Below are 16,069 nucleotides of genomic sequence, written 5' to 3' on the forward strand. Positions count from 1 at the left end.
TATGTTTAAAGTGTACGAGAAATTAATTCTTTCATAATTTCATTTGTTCCCGCATAAATACGGTTAGCACGGTTATCGATGTAGGCACGTGCAATTGGATACTCCAACATATAACCATAGCCACCATGTAACTGTAAGCAATCATCTACAACTTTTGAGAACATATCTGAAATTTTGTATTTGGCTGCTGCTGCGGCATCCACACCTAAGCTTTCTTCGAGTTGTAATTCCATACAACGATCTAAATAAGTACGGCAGAAATCAATTTCAGTACGTAATTCAGCTAATTTAAACCGTGTATTTTGGAAGGTACTAATGGCTTTGCCAAATGCTTTACGATCTTTGGTGTATTGAACAGTATGCGCAAATGCTGCTTCTGCACCTGCTTGGCAAATAATCGCAACCAACATACGTTCCCAAGCCAGTTCTTTCATCAACATGATAAAACCCATACCTTCCATGCCCAGTAAGTTTTCTTTCGGTACACGGACGTTATCAAAGAACAGTTCACAGGTGTCCTGACCTTTCATACCAATTTTATTTAAAGGTTTACCTTTACTAAAACCAGCACGATCAGCTTCAACGATGATTAATGATAAATTTGCTGAGCCTTTTTCATTGTTGCCTGTTTTACAGACGACAATTGCCATGTCACAAAGGTAGCCATTGGTAATGAAAATTTTTGAACCATTAATGACATACTCATCGCCATCAAGCACAGCTGTAGTACGAACTGCTTGAAGATCTGAACCTGTACCTGGTTCAGTCATGGCAATCGCTGTAACTGTTTCACCTGTTGCCATTTTTGGCAACCAATGTTGTTTTTGTTCCTCATTACCAAAGTTATTGACATAATTGGCAACGATGTCTGAGTGTAATGAGAAACCTGTACTTGAGTCCATTGCATAAGCTTGTTCTTCAATGAGAATCATACTGTACAAACGATCAACCCCAGAGCCACCATATTGTTCTGGCATTGTGGTACAGAGTAAACCTAGTTCACCTGCTTTGTTCCATAAGTCACGGTCAACATGTTGTTGTTTCTCATATTTTTCAATATTTGGCACAACTTCTTTTTCATAAAATTTACGTACAGTTTCACGAAATGCTTCATGATCAGAAGTAAATAGCTTACGTGGGAGCATATTTGGAATTGGACGAATTGCACCTGATTGCATTTGTTATTTTTTCCCTAGTCATTGGATATAAACGATCATCATCACGATACAAGAAATTGAAAATAGTGAACAATGTGATCAATGCTCAATTTGATTGATGTATTTGGTCACTTGAGAAAAAACGCTGCGAAGTTAATGGGGGATCGAGTACACTATGACTATAAAATTGTTGCATAGTGGAACAAATAATGTCTGATGAAATAAGTTTGGAAGAACGTAAGGTCGTTTATCGCGCACGTCGTGGTTTAAAAGAAATTGATGTGTATTTCGATCCTTATGTTAAAAACTATTATTTAACCGCCGATGCTGATGAAAAGGCGCTATTTGCAGAGTTGGTTGATCAAGAAGATCCAGATTTATTGGATTGGTTTATGGAAGTGGGTGAGCCACCTCGTGCTGAGTTAAAAGATTTTATTCGAAAATTAAAACATTATGTTCATGGCTAATCGTGTTTTTGAGTTGCAATACAGTCGATTTTCGCTTGTATTGCAACTTTTTGTTTTTGTCACTGTTCTAATTTTAGCCTACCAATTGCTAACTCTTTCATTTTGGCTGCTTAGTCTTGTTGTGATGGTTTTATTTTGGGTTCTATTGTTACGGCGTCCTTTAATAAAGCGTTTTGAGTATTTGGATCATCAGCATTGGTCATTTGAGTTTGTGGATACTTCTATCGCAATCCAAGGTCGAACAATCACTAAAATTATTGATCACCAAGCTTATATTACGATTTATTTTTCTGATACTCAGTACCAACCTTTAACGATTTGGTGGGATCAATTGTCAATTTCGCAGTGGAAAAAGTTAAAATTATTAATAAAAATGCTTTAATTGTTGGACAATTCTACAACTGTATATAATTAATTATATGTTTATTTTCAATTTTTTATGTTGGTTTTACTTTGCGTTCATTTAAATTGTTAGATTAAATATTCTGAAATTTCGTGAAAATATAAATTGTCAGACAATCTGACCATCAACTTGTATTCATTTTCGTTAAAGTACAAACACCAACGTAAAGTGTGGTGGAGGTCCAAAGTAATGGAAATTCCAACATGGTCGTTTCTTGTGATTGCAATTGTTTTTGCAATTGTTATAGGAAGAGCGGGAACATTACTCAAGGATTACTTTCAACAAAACTAAAAGATAAAGAGTTTCAAGTTTTTACCAGTTAATAAGTAGCATGTGCTGAACCGTCGCAATGCTACTTTTTTTTGCCTAAAATTTTTGTATTTTCAACTCTCTGTCAATTCGCTTATCTGTGAATTGTGTCAGAATGGGCATGTTAAATTAGAGCAATTACTCTTTAATTCAAGTATTGCATCTGATAAGGTACGTCTAAAAGGAAAAACAAATTAATTAGAGGACAGGAAGAATGTCTAAATTCCAAAAAATGGGACAGGGTGTGGCGGTTGCGTTACTCACAACATCAATATTATCAGGGTGTTCACAAATCATTAAAACAGGGGCTAATGTCGCATTAAGTTTTAGTGAAAATCATATTGTTCCACCAATTTTGGCGATGGATGACGCCGAAATGGTGTGTAATTCAGGTAATGCCTTAACTCCAGCGGTGATGTCAACCAAGGATATGGGTGCTGATCCAACACGTATGGCGGTGTTATTGTATACCTCAGCAGGTATTTGTGCTGAAAATAAAGCCTTAGAAGCGGAACTCCGCTATTTGCGTGCTTCGAAAGCAGGTCAAGTTTCTGAAGCTCAAGATGCTCGTATTGAACAAAAACGTTGGGCGGGGATTGCTGCTGAACGTCAATATGCAGGTTATCAACTTTTTGCAAATCGTTGGGAATCAAAATATAAATATAAATTGGGTGATTCATGCCCAACAATGCGCAATGATTTAGATCAGACAGTTTACCTTTTAGGGATGGTAAGTGGTCTGCAAGCGATGACCAATGATATTAACTCTGGTGGTGCGGTTAATGTCCCGAAAGATATTGCGGGTATTGTTGAGCGTGGCATGACCTGTTTGGATAATGAAAAATTCTGGGGCGCGCCGATGGCGACGCGCGCAGTGATTTGGACTTTATTACCAGGTGCGGGTGACGGTAAACCTGAACCTTATGCAACCATGAAAGAATCAATGCAAATTGGTGAGAAAAAAGGTGTTCGTTTATCACATGCATTATATGCAGTTGCTGCACAAGCAAGTGGTGATGATGCCAAACTGCGTGATGCTTTCCGTTCTTATGCTGCTGCAACAGGTGAAGATAAACCAGTAAATCCTCAATTTAGATTGATCGATAAGATGGCTGGTTTGATGGTCCGTGGTATAGCTGATCGTTATTGGACTGAAAATACAGGTGTACGTTCTGGTGATGAAGGTTTGACTTCTTTCTGGGACGATAAGAAAGAAAGTTCATCTGAATTGGATGCTTTATTTGATGATGGAGATGGCGCATCAGCACCAGCAGAGTAAACTTGAATTAAACGACCTTTTACAAGTGAAACATTTAAACTGGTAAAAGGTCAGTTTTTTCATGGGGTGGTAATGGATGAAAGATCACGTATGGATACCGAAAGTTATTTTAATCGCTGTATGTGTTTCTATATCAGCGTGCTTGCAAGTATTTGCAGATCACTTCATTTATTGGAAACCTAGTTTATTCGCTGAGTTTTGGCGTTTATGGACTGCACATTGGGTTCATGTTGGATGGATGCATTTTTTCTTAAATATGCTGGCATTTGCATGTTTACCTTTTATTTTTCCTCATGCTCGTAATTGGCACTTATGTGTTCTGCTTTTAATCCTTCCTCCGTTTATTAGTCTTACCTTTTATTTCTACTTACCTTATATCGATGCATATGCTGGTCTTTCTGGCGTGTTGCATGGATTATATGTTGCTGTTGGTCTCGTGTATCTGAAATATCCCAAAGAAAGAAAATTTGCCTTATTGGTCTTGTTGCTGATCTCAGCAAAATTAATATGGGAAAATACTTTTGGCCAGACGGGTACTGCACAGTTAATTGGTAGTCCTGTTTTGACAGAAGCTCATTTGATTGGTGCGATTGGTGGTTTGTTCTGTGGGTTAGGTTATTCATTGTTAAGAAGGATAGAGAGAGAGAACATATAAGTTGATAAAAAAAACCAACAAAAAAATGATTGTAGTCATTCTTTTTTGGGAAAGATTGCTGCAAATTTAGGCGGTTAAAAGGGATTGGTTACGAAGAGGGTAAATTCACTTATCTATCAACCATGGACATCGCATGATTCAACATCTTTGGATGGGTGTTGATAACAATAAACTGGAATATACATGCAAAATGATCAAGAGAAAAAGTCTGGATTAGCCCGACTGGGTTATATCTGGAATGATTGGATATCAACATTCATCATTCTTGCTTTGTTGCTAATGACTTTGCTTATTGGTACTGGCGAGATGATTCACGGTCAAATGCTCCGTATGGGGGAGCGTTTGTATGGTGATGAAAAAATAGGAATGCAGTATTCGTTTTTACGAGCTGAACCTGAAAAACCATCTTGTGATCGACATCCTAATATTGAAGCGCAAGTTCAAGAGCAGATGAAAGCAAATGCTGCTGATGAGTTTGCAAGTATGTTTGGTACAGCATCTGAATCAGATGTACGCGCTTCTTTATTAGCTGCACAACAACAGTGTGAAGAAAAATATCAGTTCTATGATAAAGCAATGAAGCACTTGGAAGCTCATCCAAGTATTCGTACTTATCGTCAAGTTGAAACCACATTCTTCGGTATTTTTAAGTTAGGTTCTGAAAACCAGACTGTACTTTTACTGATTATGGTGTTGTTTACATCTATCACAGCTTCTTTACGCTATCACCACATTGGTTTACGTGCACCTAAAACGAAGATGGACTATCGTGTCTATTCAGCATATATGGTTGTAGGTAATGCTCTACTGAGTTTATCGACAATTAGTCAATATAACTCGTTGCTGAATTCTGGCGTAGAATTGACTACGAAGACATTGGCGATTTCATGGTTATGGATAGCACTCTTTGTCTCTTTAACCGTAATCAGCTTAGTGCAATTATTTTTAATTCCTAAAACAGCGCAACCTAAAGGTAATTTTGGTTTGGCGGTGCTGAGCGTACCATTGTATGCACAGATGTCACTGATCACGGGGATAATCTTTACTTTCTTCATGGATTATCCAATGGGGCAAGGGATCTACTTGGGAATTATTGTTGAGTTCTCTGGTATTTTCTTAAACCTTGCATTGTTTATTTGGGCAGGTATGTTACTGACCCAAACGCGTGTGATGGATTTATTCTTAAATATCCTGCGTCCGTGGAATCTAGCACCTGAAACTTTAACTTGGTTAATCTTAATTGCAGCGGCAATTCCAACAGCATATACAGGCGCTTCTGGTATTTTCGTTATTGCCGCAGGTGCAATCATTTATAAAGAGGTTTGGAACTCTGGTGCGCGCCGTCAATATGCATTAGCTGTATCGGCAATGTCGGGTTCTTTAGGTGTGGTGATTCGTCCATGCTTACTTGTAATTTTGATTTCAATGCTAGATAGCCGCCATGTAACGTCTACAGAATTATTTGATCATGGTATCTATGTTTTCTGGTTAACTGCATTTATTTTCCTTGGCGTTTCATTGATTCTTGCTGAAGAAAAGTTCCGTGTTGCTTCACCAAAAGTTGCTGTACCTGGAATGCTACGTGCATGTGTACCTGTGATTCCTTATGTAATCATTGGTTTTGCAGTTGTGATGTTCTATAAACTTGCGTTAGATACATCAATGAATGAATTTACAGCGCCAATGATTTTACCATTGGTGTTGATTGCAATGATTTTGTTTGACAAATTGTTTGCAGCAAAACTTGCACCAGCTCCAGTTATTGATGCAAAGCATGAGGCATTAGTTCTTGAACATGAACAGAAATCAGACTTCTTAAAAAGCCATGATCCTCATGGTGGTAAGAGTTTTGGTTTTGGTGGGGCATTACGTTTTGCAACTTCAGAAACAGTGGGTCATATCGGTGCCTTGATTCTACTGATGGCATTATCTGCGAGCGTTGGTGGTTTAATCGAGCGTGCTGAAGTGGTTGAGTTATTACCAACTCACTTGGATAATATCTATATTTCTCTTGCCTTTATTGCAATTTTACTTGCAATTATTGGTATGACTACAGATCCATTTGGTGCGGTAATCTTAGTTGCTGCGACAGTAGCGCCAGTTGCTTATGAGAACGGTATTCATCCGATTCACTTCTGGATGATCGTATTGGTTGCATTCGAATTTGGTTATGTAACACCACCTGTTGCATTAAACCATTTGTTGACGCGACTCTCAGTTGGGGATGAAGAAGTATCAGCCGCTGATAAGGAAGCAAAAGAGAAATACACAAGTTTCTATTATCGTTATGAGCGTTGGTTATTACCGATTATCGTATTGTTCTCATCTTTAGTGTTGGTGACTTATGCACCATATATCTTCCAAATGTTTGGTTGGTATAAACACTAAGTGTTGAAATAAAAAAGCACCTTCGGGTGCTTTTTTATTTTTTAAGATTTAAAATGCTTTAGACATTATTAATGTTGATAAGTTATTTTTAAAGATCAAATATTTTAGTGTTGAATCATTTTCTTTTGACGTTGACTCAATGGACTGCATAATAAAATTGCCAGCAAAATAATACAAAATCCAATCACGCTGTATAAATCAGGTACTTCATCCCAAAGTAAGAAGCCCCATACACCTGCAAAAATAATGGCTATATAATTCACAGGTGCAATTTGTCCTGCTGGCGCAAGTCGATAAGCATGAGACATAAAAATTTGGCTGACATTCGCAAGTATCCCTGCGCCAATCAAAAATAATAATTCTTTTACATGATAGGTTCGCCACATCCAAAACATTGGAATCACAGAAAGTGCTGATCCTATCAAGCAGAAATAAAATACGATGCGTTCAGGTGGTTCGGTTTGAGTGAGTGCTCGAACGGTTACAAAAGCCATTGATGCAAGTAAGCTAGAGGCGATACCAATCACCGAAATCCAGTTCAGTAGACCTTGATCGGGTTTAGCCACACAGAACACCCCAATAAAGCCGAGTCCCGCGGCACAAAGCATAGCAATGGTGATTTTTTCTTTTAGAAATAACCATGCAATAACTGGAATAAAAATTGGGGAAGAGTAGGTAAATACCATTGCATTTGATAGCTTTAAATGCGCAATTGCGTAAAAGAAACCATACATAGCTGCAAGTCCAACAATACTACGCCAACTATGCATCCATAGTTTTTCTGTTTTTACAAAGCCAATACCTTGTTTAAAAATAAAAGGCAGAAACAGGATGAGTCCAACCACGTTGCGGAAAAATACAATTGTATAGTTATCAACCGTATGTGATGCATAACGAATACAGATACCCATGATCGAAAAGAGAAGGGCCGAGGTTGTTAGGCAACCAATCGCAAGTAAAAGGTTACGATTAGTTTGAAGTGAATTCATATTAGACGCGAGGCTTTGAGACTAAAGTTATTCTATGCTTCTCAACGGATGAAAGAAATGTGCTTTTAAACTGGATTAAACCTTTTGTTGTTTTAAGATTTATGTTGTGCGGAGATTTGAGCCTCCAAAAGTTTAATTTGATCTTCTTTGAGCTTAAGTAAAGTATCAACATCATTATTTTGTTGTTTCAAGTCACGCTGTTGGTCTTGTAGTTGCTGTTGAATATCATCTAGCTTTGCAATCTCTTCTTTGGCTAAACTGTCATTGCTCGGAAGTGGTGATTTGACAATTGACTCTTCGACTAATTGTATTGGTGCAGCAACTTCACTGCTCGCCGTATTTATATTTGGACTAACAGTTGTTTCTGCTTTGGATATAATTGTTTTTTCGGCAATTGGTTGTGTAGCTGTGCTTGTCGATTTCTGATTTTTTTGTGATAAAAACCATTGAATTGCAAGAAACAAAACCACAACAACGCTAATTCCACCAATTATCATCCATAATAATTTGGAATTTTGAGTTTGGTATGTGGACATCATTTTTAACCTTCTAGTCAAAATGACGAGGTTTGAATTGTATCACCCCAATTTCATCTGGCTCAGCGGTTTGTTGCTCTTCCACGTGGGTCGGGCGTTTTTCGCTATAAGCACATTCGATACATTCAATCCACTCGTCATCCACAGTGATGATCTTAACCACACGATCTAAGGCGCCACATTTAGGGCATTTTGCACCCGCGATGAACTGTCTTTTCATGTCAGTTAATTACCACCCTGTGAACAATAATGACGTAGTTTAAGCGGTTTTATTGGTGTTCGTCCAACCTTGATGGCGTAATAATGCATCTATTTTTGGTTCTCTTTTTCGGAAATTGCGAAATGAATCAAGTGCAGTATCTTTTCCGCCAACTGCTAGAATAAACTTTCTAAACTCTTTGCCTGTCTCAGTGTTAAAAATACCTTCGCTTTCGAAGCGATCGAAGGCATCACTCGCTAAAACTTCTGCCCATTTATAAGAGTAATAGCCTGCCGCATAACCGCCTGCAAAAATATGGCTGAAACTATGTTGAAAACGGTTATAAGGTACCGCAGGAACCACGGCAAATTTATCGCGAATATCGTCCAGTGTCGCTTGGATTTGCTGACTGTTTAAGGCAGGTGCCTGACGGTGAATGCTTAGGTCAAACAATGCAAATTCAATCTGACGTAATGTTTGCATGCCTGATTGGAAGAAACGCGCATTGAGTAACGCAGACAGCAATTCTTGTGGCAAAGTTTGCTTAGTTTCGGTGTGTTCACTGAGTACATCTAAACTTTCATTATCCCATGCCCAGAATTCCATAAACTGACTTGGTAACTCCACCGCATCCCAAGCCACGCCGTGTGTGCCTGCAACAGAGATGTTATCTACTTCGGTCAACATATGGTGTAAGCCATGACCAAACTCATGGAATAAAGTAATGACTTCATCGTGGGTGAGTAGCGCAGGTTGATCGCCAATCGGTGGGGTAAAGTTACACACCATATAGCAAATTGGTTTTTGTAGACCATTGGCCGTTTGCACACGAGAACGGAAACCACTCATCCATGCGCCACCGCGTTTGCCGTTACGGGCATATAAGTCAAAATAGAAACCACCGACCACTTGACCTTGATCTTCAATTTCAAAATAACGTACATCATTTTGCCAAACAGGGGCTTGGCGTTCGACGATTTGAATTCCATAAAGACGTTGCACGATCTTGAATAAACCGTCCACCACTTTTGGCGCAGGGAAATACGGTTTAAGCGCTTCTTGAGAAAGATTGAATTGCTGCTGTTTCAACTTCTCAGAATAATAGGTTGCATCCCAAGGTTTGAGTTCCTCAATTCCATCTTGTTGTGCAATGCTTTTGAGTTCAGCAATTTCAGCCAGTGCAGGCGTACGCGCATGCTCTGCCAAATCCACTAAGAATTGATGAACAGTTTCAACATCGGGTGCCATTTTGCTGGCAAGGGAATATTCAGCGAAGTTATTAAAGCCAAGCAGTTGCGCCATCTCCTGACGTAAGCTCAGGATTTCCTCCATCACAGGTGTATTGTCAAATTCAGTCTTGTCGGACTGCTCAGATGCACGGGTCACATAAGCTTTGTAGAGTTCTTCTCTTAATTCACGATCATCGGCATAGGTCATAATCGCAAAATAAGCAGGGAAATCCAGTGTGGCAACGGCTTGCTCCAGCTCACGTTGTTGTCCGTATTGTTTTAATAATTCAACACTGCTTTGCGGTAAGCCTTTAAGTTGCGCTTCTGTTAGCGGTTTAAAGTAGGCTTGGGTGGCATCTAAGACGTGATTTGAGAAGTCTGAAGATAACTGAGACAAACGTGCCGAGATTTCTGCATAACGTTTTTTCGCTTCGCCTTGGAGTGCAACACCCGACAGTTTAAAGTCACGTAGCGCCAGTTTAATCGCGCTTTGTTGTGCTTCGCTCAATGTTTGAAATACATTACTATCATGAATCTGCTGATAGGTTTGATACAGCACTGTGTGTTGTCCAAGCTGCGTATAGTATTCACTTAAACTTGGTAACAGGGCTTGATACACTTCACGGGTTTCGGCATTGTTCATGACTGCATTGAGATGTGACAAAATGCCCCACGATTCGCTCATGTTATTTTCAAGTTGATCAACTTCTGCCAAGGTTGCTCGTTGGGCTTCAGAGCCTTGCGGAACTTTATTGAGTTGATTTAAGAAGTTCTGACCGTTTTGAATCGTTTGTTCGATCTGTTGTTTTAAATCGGCAAGTTGAATTTGATGAAATTGAGGAAGGGGGAGTGTCGGTTGTTGGAGTGTCATTGTATTTTTGCCATATTCATCTTTAAACATAATTATAGATGTAGGGCTTAAGCCTCTATAAATCAAGGCTGATTGATTATTTATTAGATGAGTATTTTGTTGTTCTATAAATTTTATTCATTTCTAACGCACATATATCAAGACCAAAAAATTAGAGAGCCGAAGCTCTCTAATTAAATGTTATTCACTCTTGGTCTTGGCATTCGACTTTTTCTTTTTCACTTTCTTCTTTGGCTTTTCTTTGCTTTCAGACTTCGCAGAAGATTTTTTACCTGTTTTTTTGGTATAAGAATTAGAACTTGATTTGCTCTTATCCTTTTTCTTACGCACAGGCTTTTCGCCATCTTCACTAACTTTAGCTGTTGTCGATTGTGGTTTGCCAAATACCTCTTCAGTGGTTGAAGCACGATTTGAAGTATTGGTTCTTGGCGCTTTTTGACGAATTGTACGTCCCAAATGCGTCAGTTGTTGAACCAATTGGAAGTCAATCTTACGTTCTTCCAGATTTACGCCCGCCACTTGAATTTTGACTTCATCACCGAGGCTAAATGACTGTCCACGATTCTGACCAATCAAACTTTGGCTGGCTTGATCATACAGGAAGAAGTCTTCACCGAGCTGACTGACATGAATCATGCCATCGACATAGAGGTCTTTCAGCGTCACAAATAGACCAAACTCAGTCACCGCACTAATGATACCAACAAACTCATCGCCTAAATGCTGTTGCATATAATGGCATTTCAACCATGTGGTGACGCTGCGTGAAGCTTCATCGGCTCGACGTTCAGTTTGTGAAAAATGCTCACCTGCATCATCTAAAGCCGCACCAGACAATGGATAAGCTTTCTTATCGAGATAGGCTTTAATTGCGCGGTGTAACAATAAATCTGGGTAACGACGAATTGGTGAAGTGAAATGCGTATAAGCTTCATAAGCAAGACCATAATGTCCTGCATTATTCGCACCATAATAGGCTTGCATCATTGAGCGTAATAACACTGCATGAATACTTGGCGCATCTAAACGATCTTTGGTCGCTTCAATCACGGCTTGGTAATCAGCTTGGGTTGGTTGCTCTGGAAATGGCAAACCGAGTAATTTGACGAAATCACGGACTTTTTGAATACGTGAGAATTCTGGCGCTTCATGTACACGATACAACATTGGAATATCATGTTCTAATGAGTATTCAGCTGCGGCAACGTTCGCCAATAACATGCATTCTTCAATCAGTTTATGCGCATCATTACGAGTACGTGGCAAGATTTCTTTAATGCCGCCCAACTCATCAAAGGTCATGTAGGTTTCAATGGTTTCAAATTCCATCGCATGACGTTTGGCACGTAGTTCTTTTAGTGTCTGATACAGCTGGAATAGGGTATTTAACGATTTATGAACGCTTTTATCTTGTGGAATGGCATCGGTTGCGCCGTCAAAATAAGCAGCCACCTGATTATAGGTCAAACGTGCTTTGGAATGCATCACCGCAGGGTAGAACTCATAACCTGTGACTTTACCTGCACGAGACAACTTTAAATCGCAGACCATACACAGACGGTCAACATGTGGATTGAGAGAACACAATCCATTCGATAATGCTTCTGGCAGCATTGGCAAAACAAAGTGTGGGAAATAAACCGATGTACCACGTTCTTCAGCTTCTTCATTTAAAGGTGAGCCTAAACGGACATAATGGCTCACGTCTGCAATTGCCACGACAACACGGTAACCACCGCCTGCACGCTTCTCTGCATACACGGCATCGTCAAAGTCACGGGCATCTTCGCCATCAATCGTGACGAGTGGTAAATCGCGTAAATCAACACGACCTTTGCGATCTTGTTCTGAAGGTTCTTTAAAACTCTCAGCTTCTTTAATGACGGCTTCTGGAAATTCATAAGGCAAACCAAATTCTAAAATGGTTTGCGGAATAATAATTTCAGTGTCAGCTTTGTCCGCCATAGACTGTACAACATGACCTGTCGCTAATTCTTCACGAGTCGGGTAATCATCAATCGCAACACGTAGCATATCGCCAACTTTGGCATTGGCATGTTCAATCAATTCTTTTTCTAAGGTAATTGGTTGGTGCTGATTTGGATTGCTTGGCTGAATAAAGTATTCACCTTCATGTTCAGCGACTTTACCAATAATTTGTTTGACACGACGTTGAACGACTTCGGTAATAAAGCCCCAAGCTTTACCTTTACGGTCAACAGAAGTTTGGCGTACTTTAACGCGATCACCATTAAAGACTAGACGTAATTCACGTTCAGGTAAGAGTACATCATCCTGACCTGCGATATTGGCCGTACCTAGACCTTTACTGTTGATATAGACCGTTGCTTCATGGTTTGGTAAATCGGTTGCAGGTTGGTATTTAAAACCATCTTTCATTAACTGACCGTCGCGAACCATTGCACTTAAACGATGATTCAATGCATCAATACTTTTTTGATCTGGGATATTAAAGTGATCAACCAGTTCTGCATGAGACTGTGCAGTTTTTAATTGTTCTAATGTAGTTAGAATAAGAGTTCGGCTAGGAATAGGATTATCGTAACGTTGCGCTTCTGCTTTTGCTTCGGGATCAACCCAATTTGTAGTCATATCGTTTCATTTCACATCTGGCAGATCGGTTTAGCATAAGTCATTCAAACTTTAACTGCACGTCAAAGATTGCAAGATTCTGTTTATTGTCCAATCTGAATAAAGGAGAGAACACTATATTAACAAGCGTTGAGTTAAAAAATGCTGAAAATATGCGGAAATTGATTAAAAAGTATTTGATTGAACTGAAAAAGCAGAAAAAAACAGGAACATCCCTTGTGTAATGCGGTTTTAGTTTGTATTATTGCGCTCGTGTTACGGTGAGATGGGTGAGTGGCTGAAACCACATCCCTGCTAAGGATGCATACGGGTAACTGTATCGAGGGTTCGAATCCCTCTCTCACCGCCACTTTACTTAAAGCGCTCATAGCTCAGCTGGATAGAGCACTTGGCTACGAACTAAGGGGTCGGGAGTTCGAATCTCTCTGAGCGCACCAAGTAAAGATTAATGTAACACACGCCTGAATAGGCACATAAGTAATGCGCTCATAGCTCAGCTGGATAGAGCACTTGGCTACGAACTAAGGGGTCGGGAGTTCGAATCTCTCTGAGCGCACCAACTTAATAGAAGAAACCGCTTAATTGCGGTTTTTTTGTGCCTTTAAGTTGGAATAGTTAAACGATAAAATATCTATTTGATGTTCAAATTAAGGCGCTTCATTTTTTTATTAATAATAAAATCAGTTGCTTATGCTGTTTTTAAATATAATAACTATTGTGTTATAAACTTGTAACGATCAATCTATCACCATTTGATTTCTATTTTATTAAAAAACACTTATCGATAGGGAAAAAATGCGTATAATGCGCTCCATCAAATATGCGCTCATAGCTCAGCTGGATAGAGCACTTGGCTACGAACTAAGGGGTCGGGAGTTCGAATCTCTCTGAGCGCACCAATTTGAATTTATCGAAAGATAAAGATTGAAAAAAACCGCTTAAATGCGGTTTTTTTGTGCCTTACATTTTTGTTTTAATTTTCTGAACAAACACAGTATTACCACCAACTGCGGGGAGTACATCATGATAGGGTAAACTTCGCATAGCCCTTAATAAAAAGGGTGCTTTTTCATCAATTTTCATTGAGCTAGTGATTTTAAATAAAGTACCTTGATTAAGCTCTGAGGCAATCATTTTTCCTTTAATCAATCGTAAATCACCACCATTGGCATAAAAGTTATTTTCAACAGTATTTGGATAGTTGAAATGCAGCTTAAATGCAAAAGGAATATTAATCACACCTAAACCCACATTCACTTGAATATCCGCATCTTGACCCTGATTTTGGATTGGAGAGGTGATGATTTTCTTGATTTGTCTTGGAAATAATTCTTGATAGGCTAAAGGGTTTAACCATTTATTTAATCGCTGTGTTGGCTGTTGATAAAACTGATAGGTGGTGGTGAAGCGCATGGCTTCACGTCCATGGGTGTACAAAATACTAGTCGGTGCATGTAGGTAGCTTACAGGCTGCTGTGCAGTCTGACTCAGTTGTGCAATCTTAGCCAATTGAGCTTCATTTAATTGAGGGCTTGGTATTTGTCCTGAATTTAAGGCAACGATATTCTGTTTAATAAAGCGTGTTCGAAGTGATTCTAGGATAAAAGCATTGGTTGAGCTTGGAATCCCTAATTTGACCTCTGGAATCGCATTCAGAATTTTTTTAAAAATAAAACCTTTAGGTTGATTTAAATCTCCCCACTGGGTGAGCGTAATTAAAGTTCGATGATCATCTAAGGCAAACCATTCAAACTTTCCTAAACCGTATGGAATAGGAGAATCAATCACTAAACTGGAAATACTGTTCGATTTAATCTGATGCTGTAAGGTAACGTCTTCATTAAAATTGAGCACTGGAATAGGCGTTGGAATGGAGACACGATATTTCATTTTTACAGTATTGCCAGATTGTTCTAGTATTTTGGCCGATTTAAGTGTTGGAAATAGACCGACATAGTGATTAAAGTCAGTCAGGGTCTTAGTAACCTGTTGTACATTGGTAGGAACAATAAGTGCTGCGGATGTAAAACTGGCGTTTGGTTGTGAATTGGATTTGAGAGTGGGGAGGTTAGTTTTAGTTGTTGGATGCGCATAAATGAAAATATTATTTTGCGTGTAGTTTGCCAAAAGCTGGGGGTTATTTTGAAAAGGTTGTAAAGCGCTTGGGATATTGTCTGTCCATGTCATGATTTGAGTAAAACCAATTTGACTGATCCCGAATAAAATACCTGTACATAGCAGGCGGGTAAAATAAGACATCACATTCCTTTGATTTTTTATAAGTGACTGAGTTAGAAATTCAGCATTTCAATCTTGATCAATGCCAGTAAATTGGAAAATAGTTATAAATTTTTTTGTGTGTAAAGAATAGCCATATTGTGTAAAACAACGTCTTAGCCCCTAAACTGGTGTAATATTTACGCCCATCCATGATGAAACAAATTGAAATCAAAAATGTCTGAACAACGTCCAACTGTATCTGTGCGCTATTATCTTAATTTAGAAGAATCACAAGATGGTTTTGCTCTTGTCACTTTTGGTAAAAAGACCTTTAGTCGTTTTCTAACACCTGTTATTAGTATTGCAATTATTGGTTGGGGAATCTATTTAGGTTTCTCAGACGTTGGTCGTTATTACGTTGCATTAGGTGCTTTTTTTCTGATTATGCAAGGATTGATGCGCTATTGGTTGTTACCGATGTTGTTTAAACGTCAATTTGTTCGCTACCAATTTGGAAAAAGTGAGCAGGGAATTGACCTTTATCAAGATCATTTTGAACTTTATTCAACAGGTAAAAAGCAAATAGCGCAGTATGCTGAGGTGCAATCTTTTGCAGTTGGAAAGCTCACGTATATGTTAGAGCTGAAGAATCATACCGTCATTATTGTTCCAAAGCGTTCATTCAATGATCCAGCAGATCAAACCAAATTTGAAAATAGTTTTAAAAAATAACTTCATTCGCGATTTAAGGAAC

General features: G+C 38.9%; 13 protein-coding genes and 4 tRNA genes. 10 read left to right on the plus strand and 7 right to left on the minus strand.

The genetic code is table 11. The features are described from left to right. Nucleotides 1-5: 5 nt before the first annotated feature. A complete protein-coding gene (locus CDG55_RS03260) occupies nucleotides 6-1,178 on the minus strand; it encodes an acyl-CoA dehydrogenase family protein (protein ID WP_004660381.1) in 1,173 nt (390 codons plus the stop codon). Nucleotides 1,179-1,366: 188 nt separating this feature from the next. On the opposite strand from CDG55_RS03260, the gene CDG55_RS03265 reads away from it, so the two are divergent. From CDG55_RS03265 to CDG55_RS03285, 5 genes are all read left to right on the plus strand, one after another. Further along, complete coding sequence (locus tag CDG55_RS03265) at nucleotides 1,367-1,624, plus strand: succinate dehydrogenase assembly factor 2 (RefSeq protein ID WP_004660383.1); 258 nt, start codon at nucleotides 1,367-1,369, stop codon at nucleotides 1,622-1,624. Beyond that, nucleotides 1,611-2,006, plus strand: coding sequence for a hypothetical protein (locus tag CDG55_RS03270; protein ID WP_087536463.1), 396 nt, complete (start codon nucleotides 1,611-1,613; stop codon nucleotides 2,004-2,006). Before CDG55_RS03265 ends, CDG55_RS03270 begins: the two co-directional genes overlap by 14 nt. A 544-nt stretch (nucleotides 2,007-2,550) precedes the next feature. Then, entirely contained in the window at nucleotides 2,551-3,615 is a 1,065-nt protein-coding gene (locus CDG55_RS03275) for a hypothetical protein (protein ID WP_087536464.1), read from the plus strand. Nucleotides 3,616-3,691: 76 nt separating this feature from the next. Next, nucleotides 3,692-4,270 carry a rhombosortase gene (rrtA, locus tag CDG55_RS03280; protein ID WP_087536465.1) on the plus strand — a complete coding sequence of 193 codons (579 nt, stop codon included), beginning with the start codon at nucleotides 3,692-3,694 and terminating at the stop codon, nucleotides 4,268-4,270. Between the two features lie 183 nt (nucleotides 4,271-4,453). Beyond that, nucleotides 4,454-6,658: a TRAP transporter large permease subunit gene (locus CDG55_RS03285; protein ID WP_087536466.1), complete on the plus strand. Its 2,205-nt coding sequence runs from the start codon at nucleotides 4,454-4,456 to the stop codon at nucleotides 6,656-6,658. A gap of 104 nt (nucleotides 6,659-6,762) precedes the next feature. Here CDG55_RS03285 and CDG55_RS03290 read toward each other — a convergent pair whose 3' ends face one another. The 5 genes from CDG55_RS03290 to rnr form a co-directional block, all read right to left on the minus strand. Beyond that, nucleotides 6,763-7,647: a DMT family transporter gene (locus CDG55_RS03290; protein ID WP_087536467.1), complete on the minus strand. Its 885-nt coding sequence runs from the start codon at nucleotides 7,645-7,647 to the stop codon at nucleotides 6,763-6,765. A 92-nt stretch (nucleotides 7,648-7,739) separates the two neighbouring features. After that, nucleotides 7,740-8,186 carry a hypothetical protein gene (locus CDG55_RS03295; RefSeq protein WP_087536468.1) on the minus strand — a complete coding sequence of 149 codons (447 nt, stop codon included), beginning with the start codon at nucleotides 8,184-8,186 and terminating at the stop codon, nucleotides 7,740-7,742. A gap of 10 nt (nucleotides 8,187-8,196) precedes the next feature. Continuing rightward, nucleotides 8,197-8,403, minus strand: a complete 207-nt coding sequence (locus tag CDG55_RS03300) for a YheV family putative metal-binding protein (RefSeq protein ID WP_087536469.1) — start codon at nucleotides 8,401-8,403, stop codon at nucleotides 8,197-8,199. 39 nt (nucleotides 8,404-8,442) lie between these two features. Next, on the minus strand, nucleotides 8,443-10,482 hold the full coding sequence (locus tag CDG55_RS03305) for a M3 family metallopeptidase (protein ID WP_087536500.1): 2,040 nt from the start codon (nucleotides 10,480-10,482) through the stop codon (nucleotides 8,443-8,445). A gap of 180 nt (nucleotides 10,483-10,662) precedes the next feature. Further along, on the minus strand, nucleotides 10,663-13,095 hold the full coding sequence (gene rnr / locus CDG55_RS03310; RefSeq protein WP_087536470.1) for a ribonuclease R: 2,433 nt from the start codon (nucleotides 13,093-13,095) through the stop codon (nucleotides 10,663-10,665). A gap of 259 nt (nucleotides 13,096-13,354) precedes the next feature. Between rnr and CDG55_RS03315 the strand changes: the two genes are divergently transcribed. The 4 genes from CDG55_RS03315 (at nucleotide 13,355) to CDG55_RS03330 (ending at nucleotide 13,994) form a co-directional block, all read left to right on the plus strand. After that, nucleotides 13,355-13,444, plus strand: a tRNA-Ser gene (locus tag CDG55_RS03315). 11 nt (nucleotides 13,445-13,455) lie between these two features. Beyond that, nucleotides 13,456-13,532 (plus strand) — tRNA-Arg (locus CDG55_RS03320). Nucleotides 13,533-13,577: 45 nt separating this feature from the next. Further along, a tRNA-Arg gene (locus CDG55_RS03325) sits at nucleotides 13,578-13,654 on the plus strand. Nucleotides 13,655-13,917: 263 nt separating this feature from the next. Then, nucleotides 13,918-13,994: transfer RNA gene (locus CDG55_RS03330), tRNA-Arg, on the plus strand. A gap of 61 nt (nucleotides 13,995-14,055) precedes the next feature. Here the strand turns inward: CDG55_RS03330 and CDG55_RS03335 are convergent. Then, nucleotides 14,056-15,354, minus strand: coding sequence for a hypothetical protein (locus CDG55_RS03335; protein ID WP_087536471.1), 1,299 nt, complete (start codon nucleotides 15,352-15,354; stop codon nucleotides 14,056-14,058). 195 nt (nucleotides 15,355-15,549) lie between these two features. On the opposite strand from CDG55_RS03335, the gene CDG55_RS03340 reads away from it, so the two are divergent. Then, nucleotides 15,550-16,047, plus strand: a complete 498-nt coding sequence (locus tag CDG55_RS03340) for a YcxB family protein (RefSeq protein ID WP_005156231.1) — start codon at nucleotides 15,550-15,552, stop codon at nucleotides 16,045-16,047. Nucleotides 16,048-16,069 lie beyond the last annotated feature (22 nt).

Origin of the sequence: Acinetobacter sp. WCHA45, from assembly GCF_002165255.2 — a bacterium.
GTDB lineage: Bacteria > Pseudomonadota > Gammaproteobacteria > Pseudomonadales > Moraxellaceae > Acinetobacter.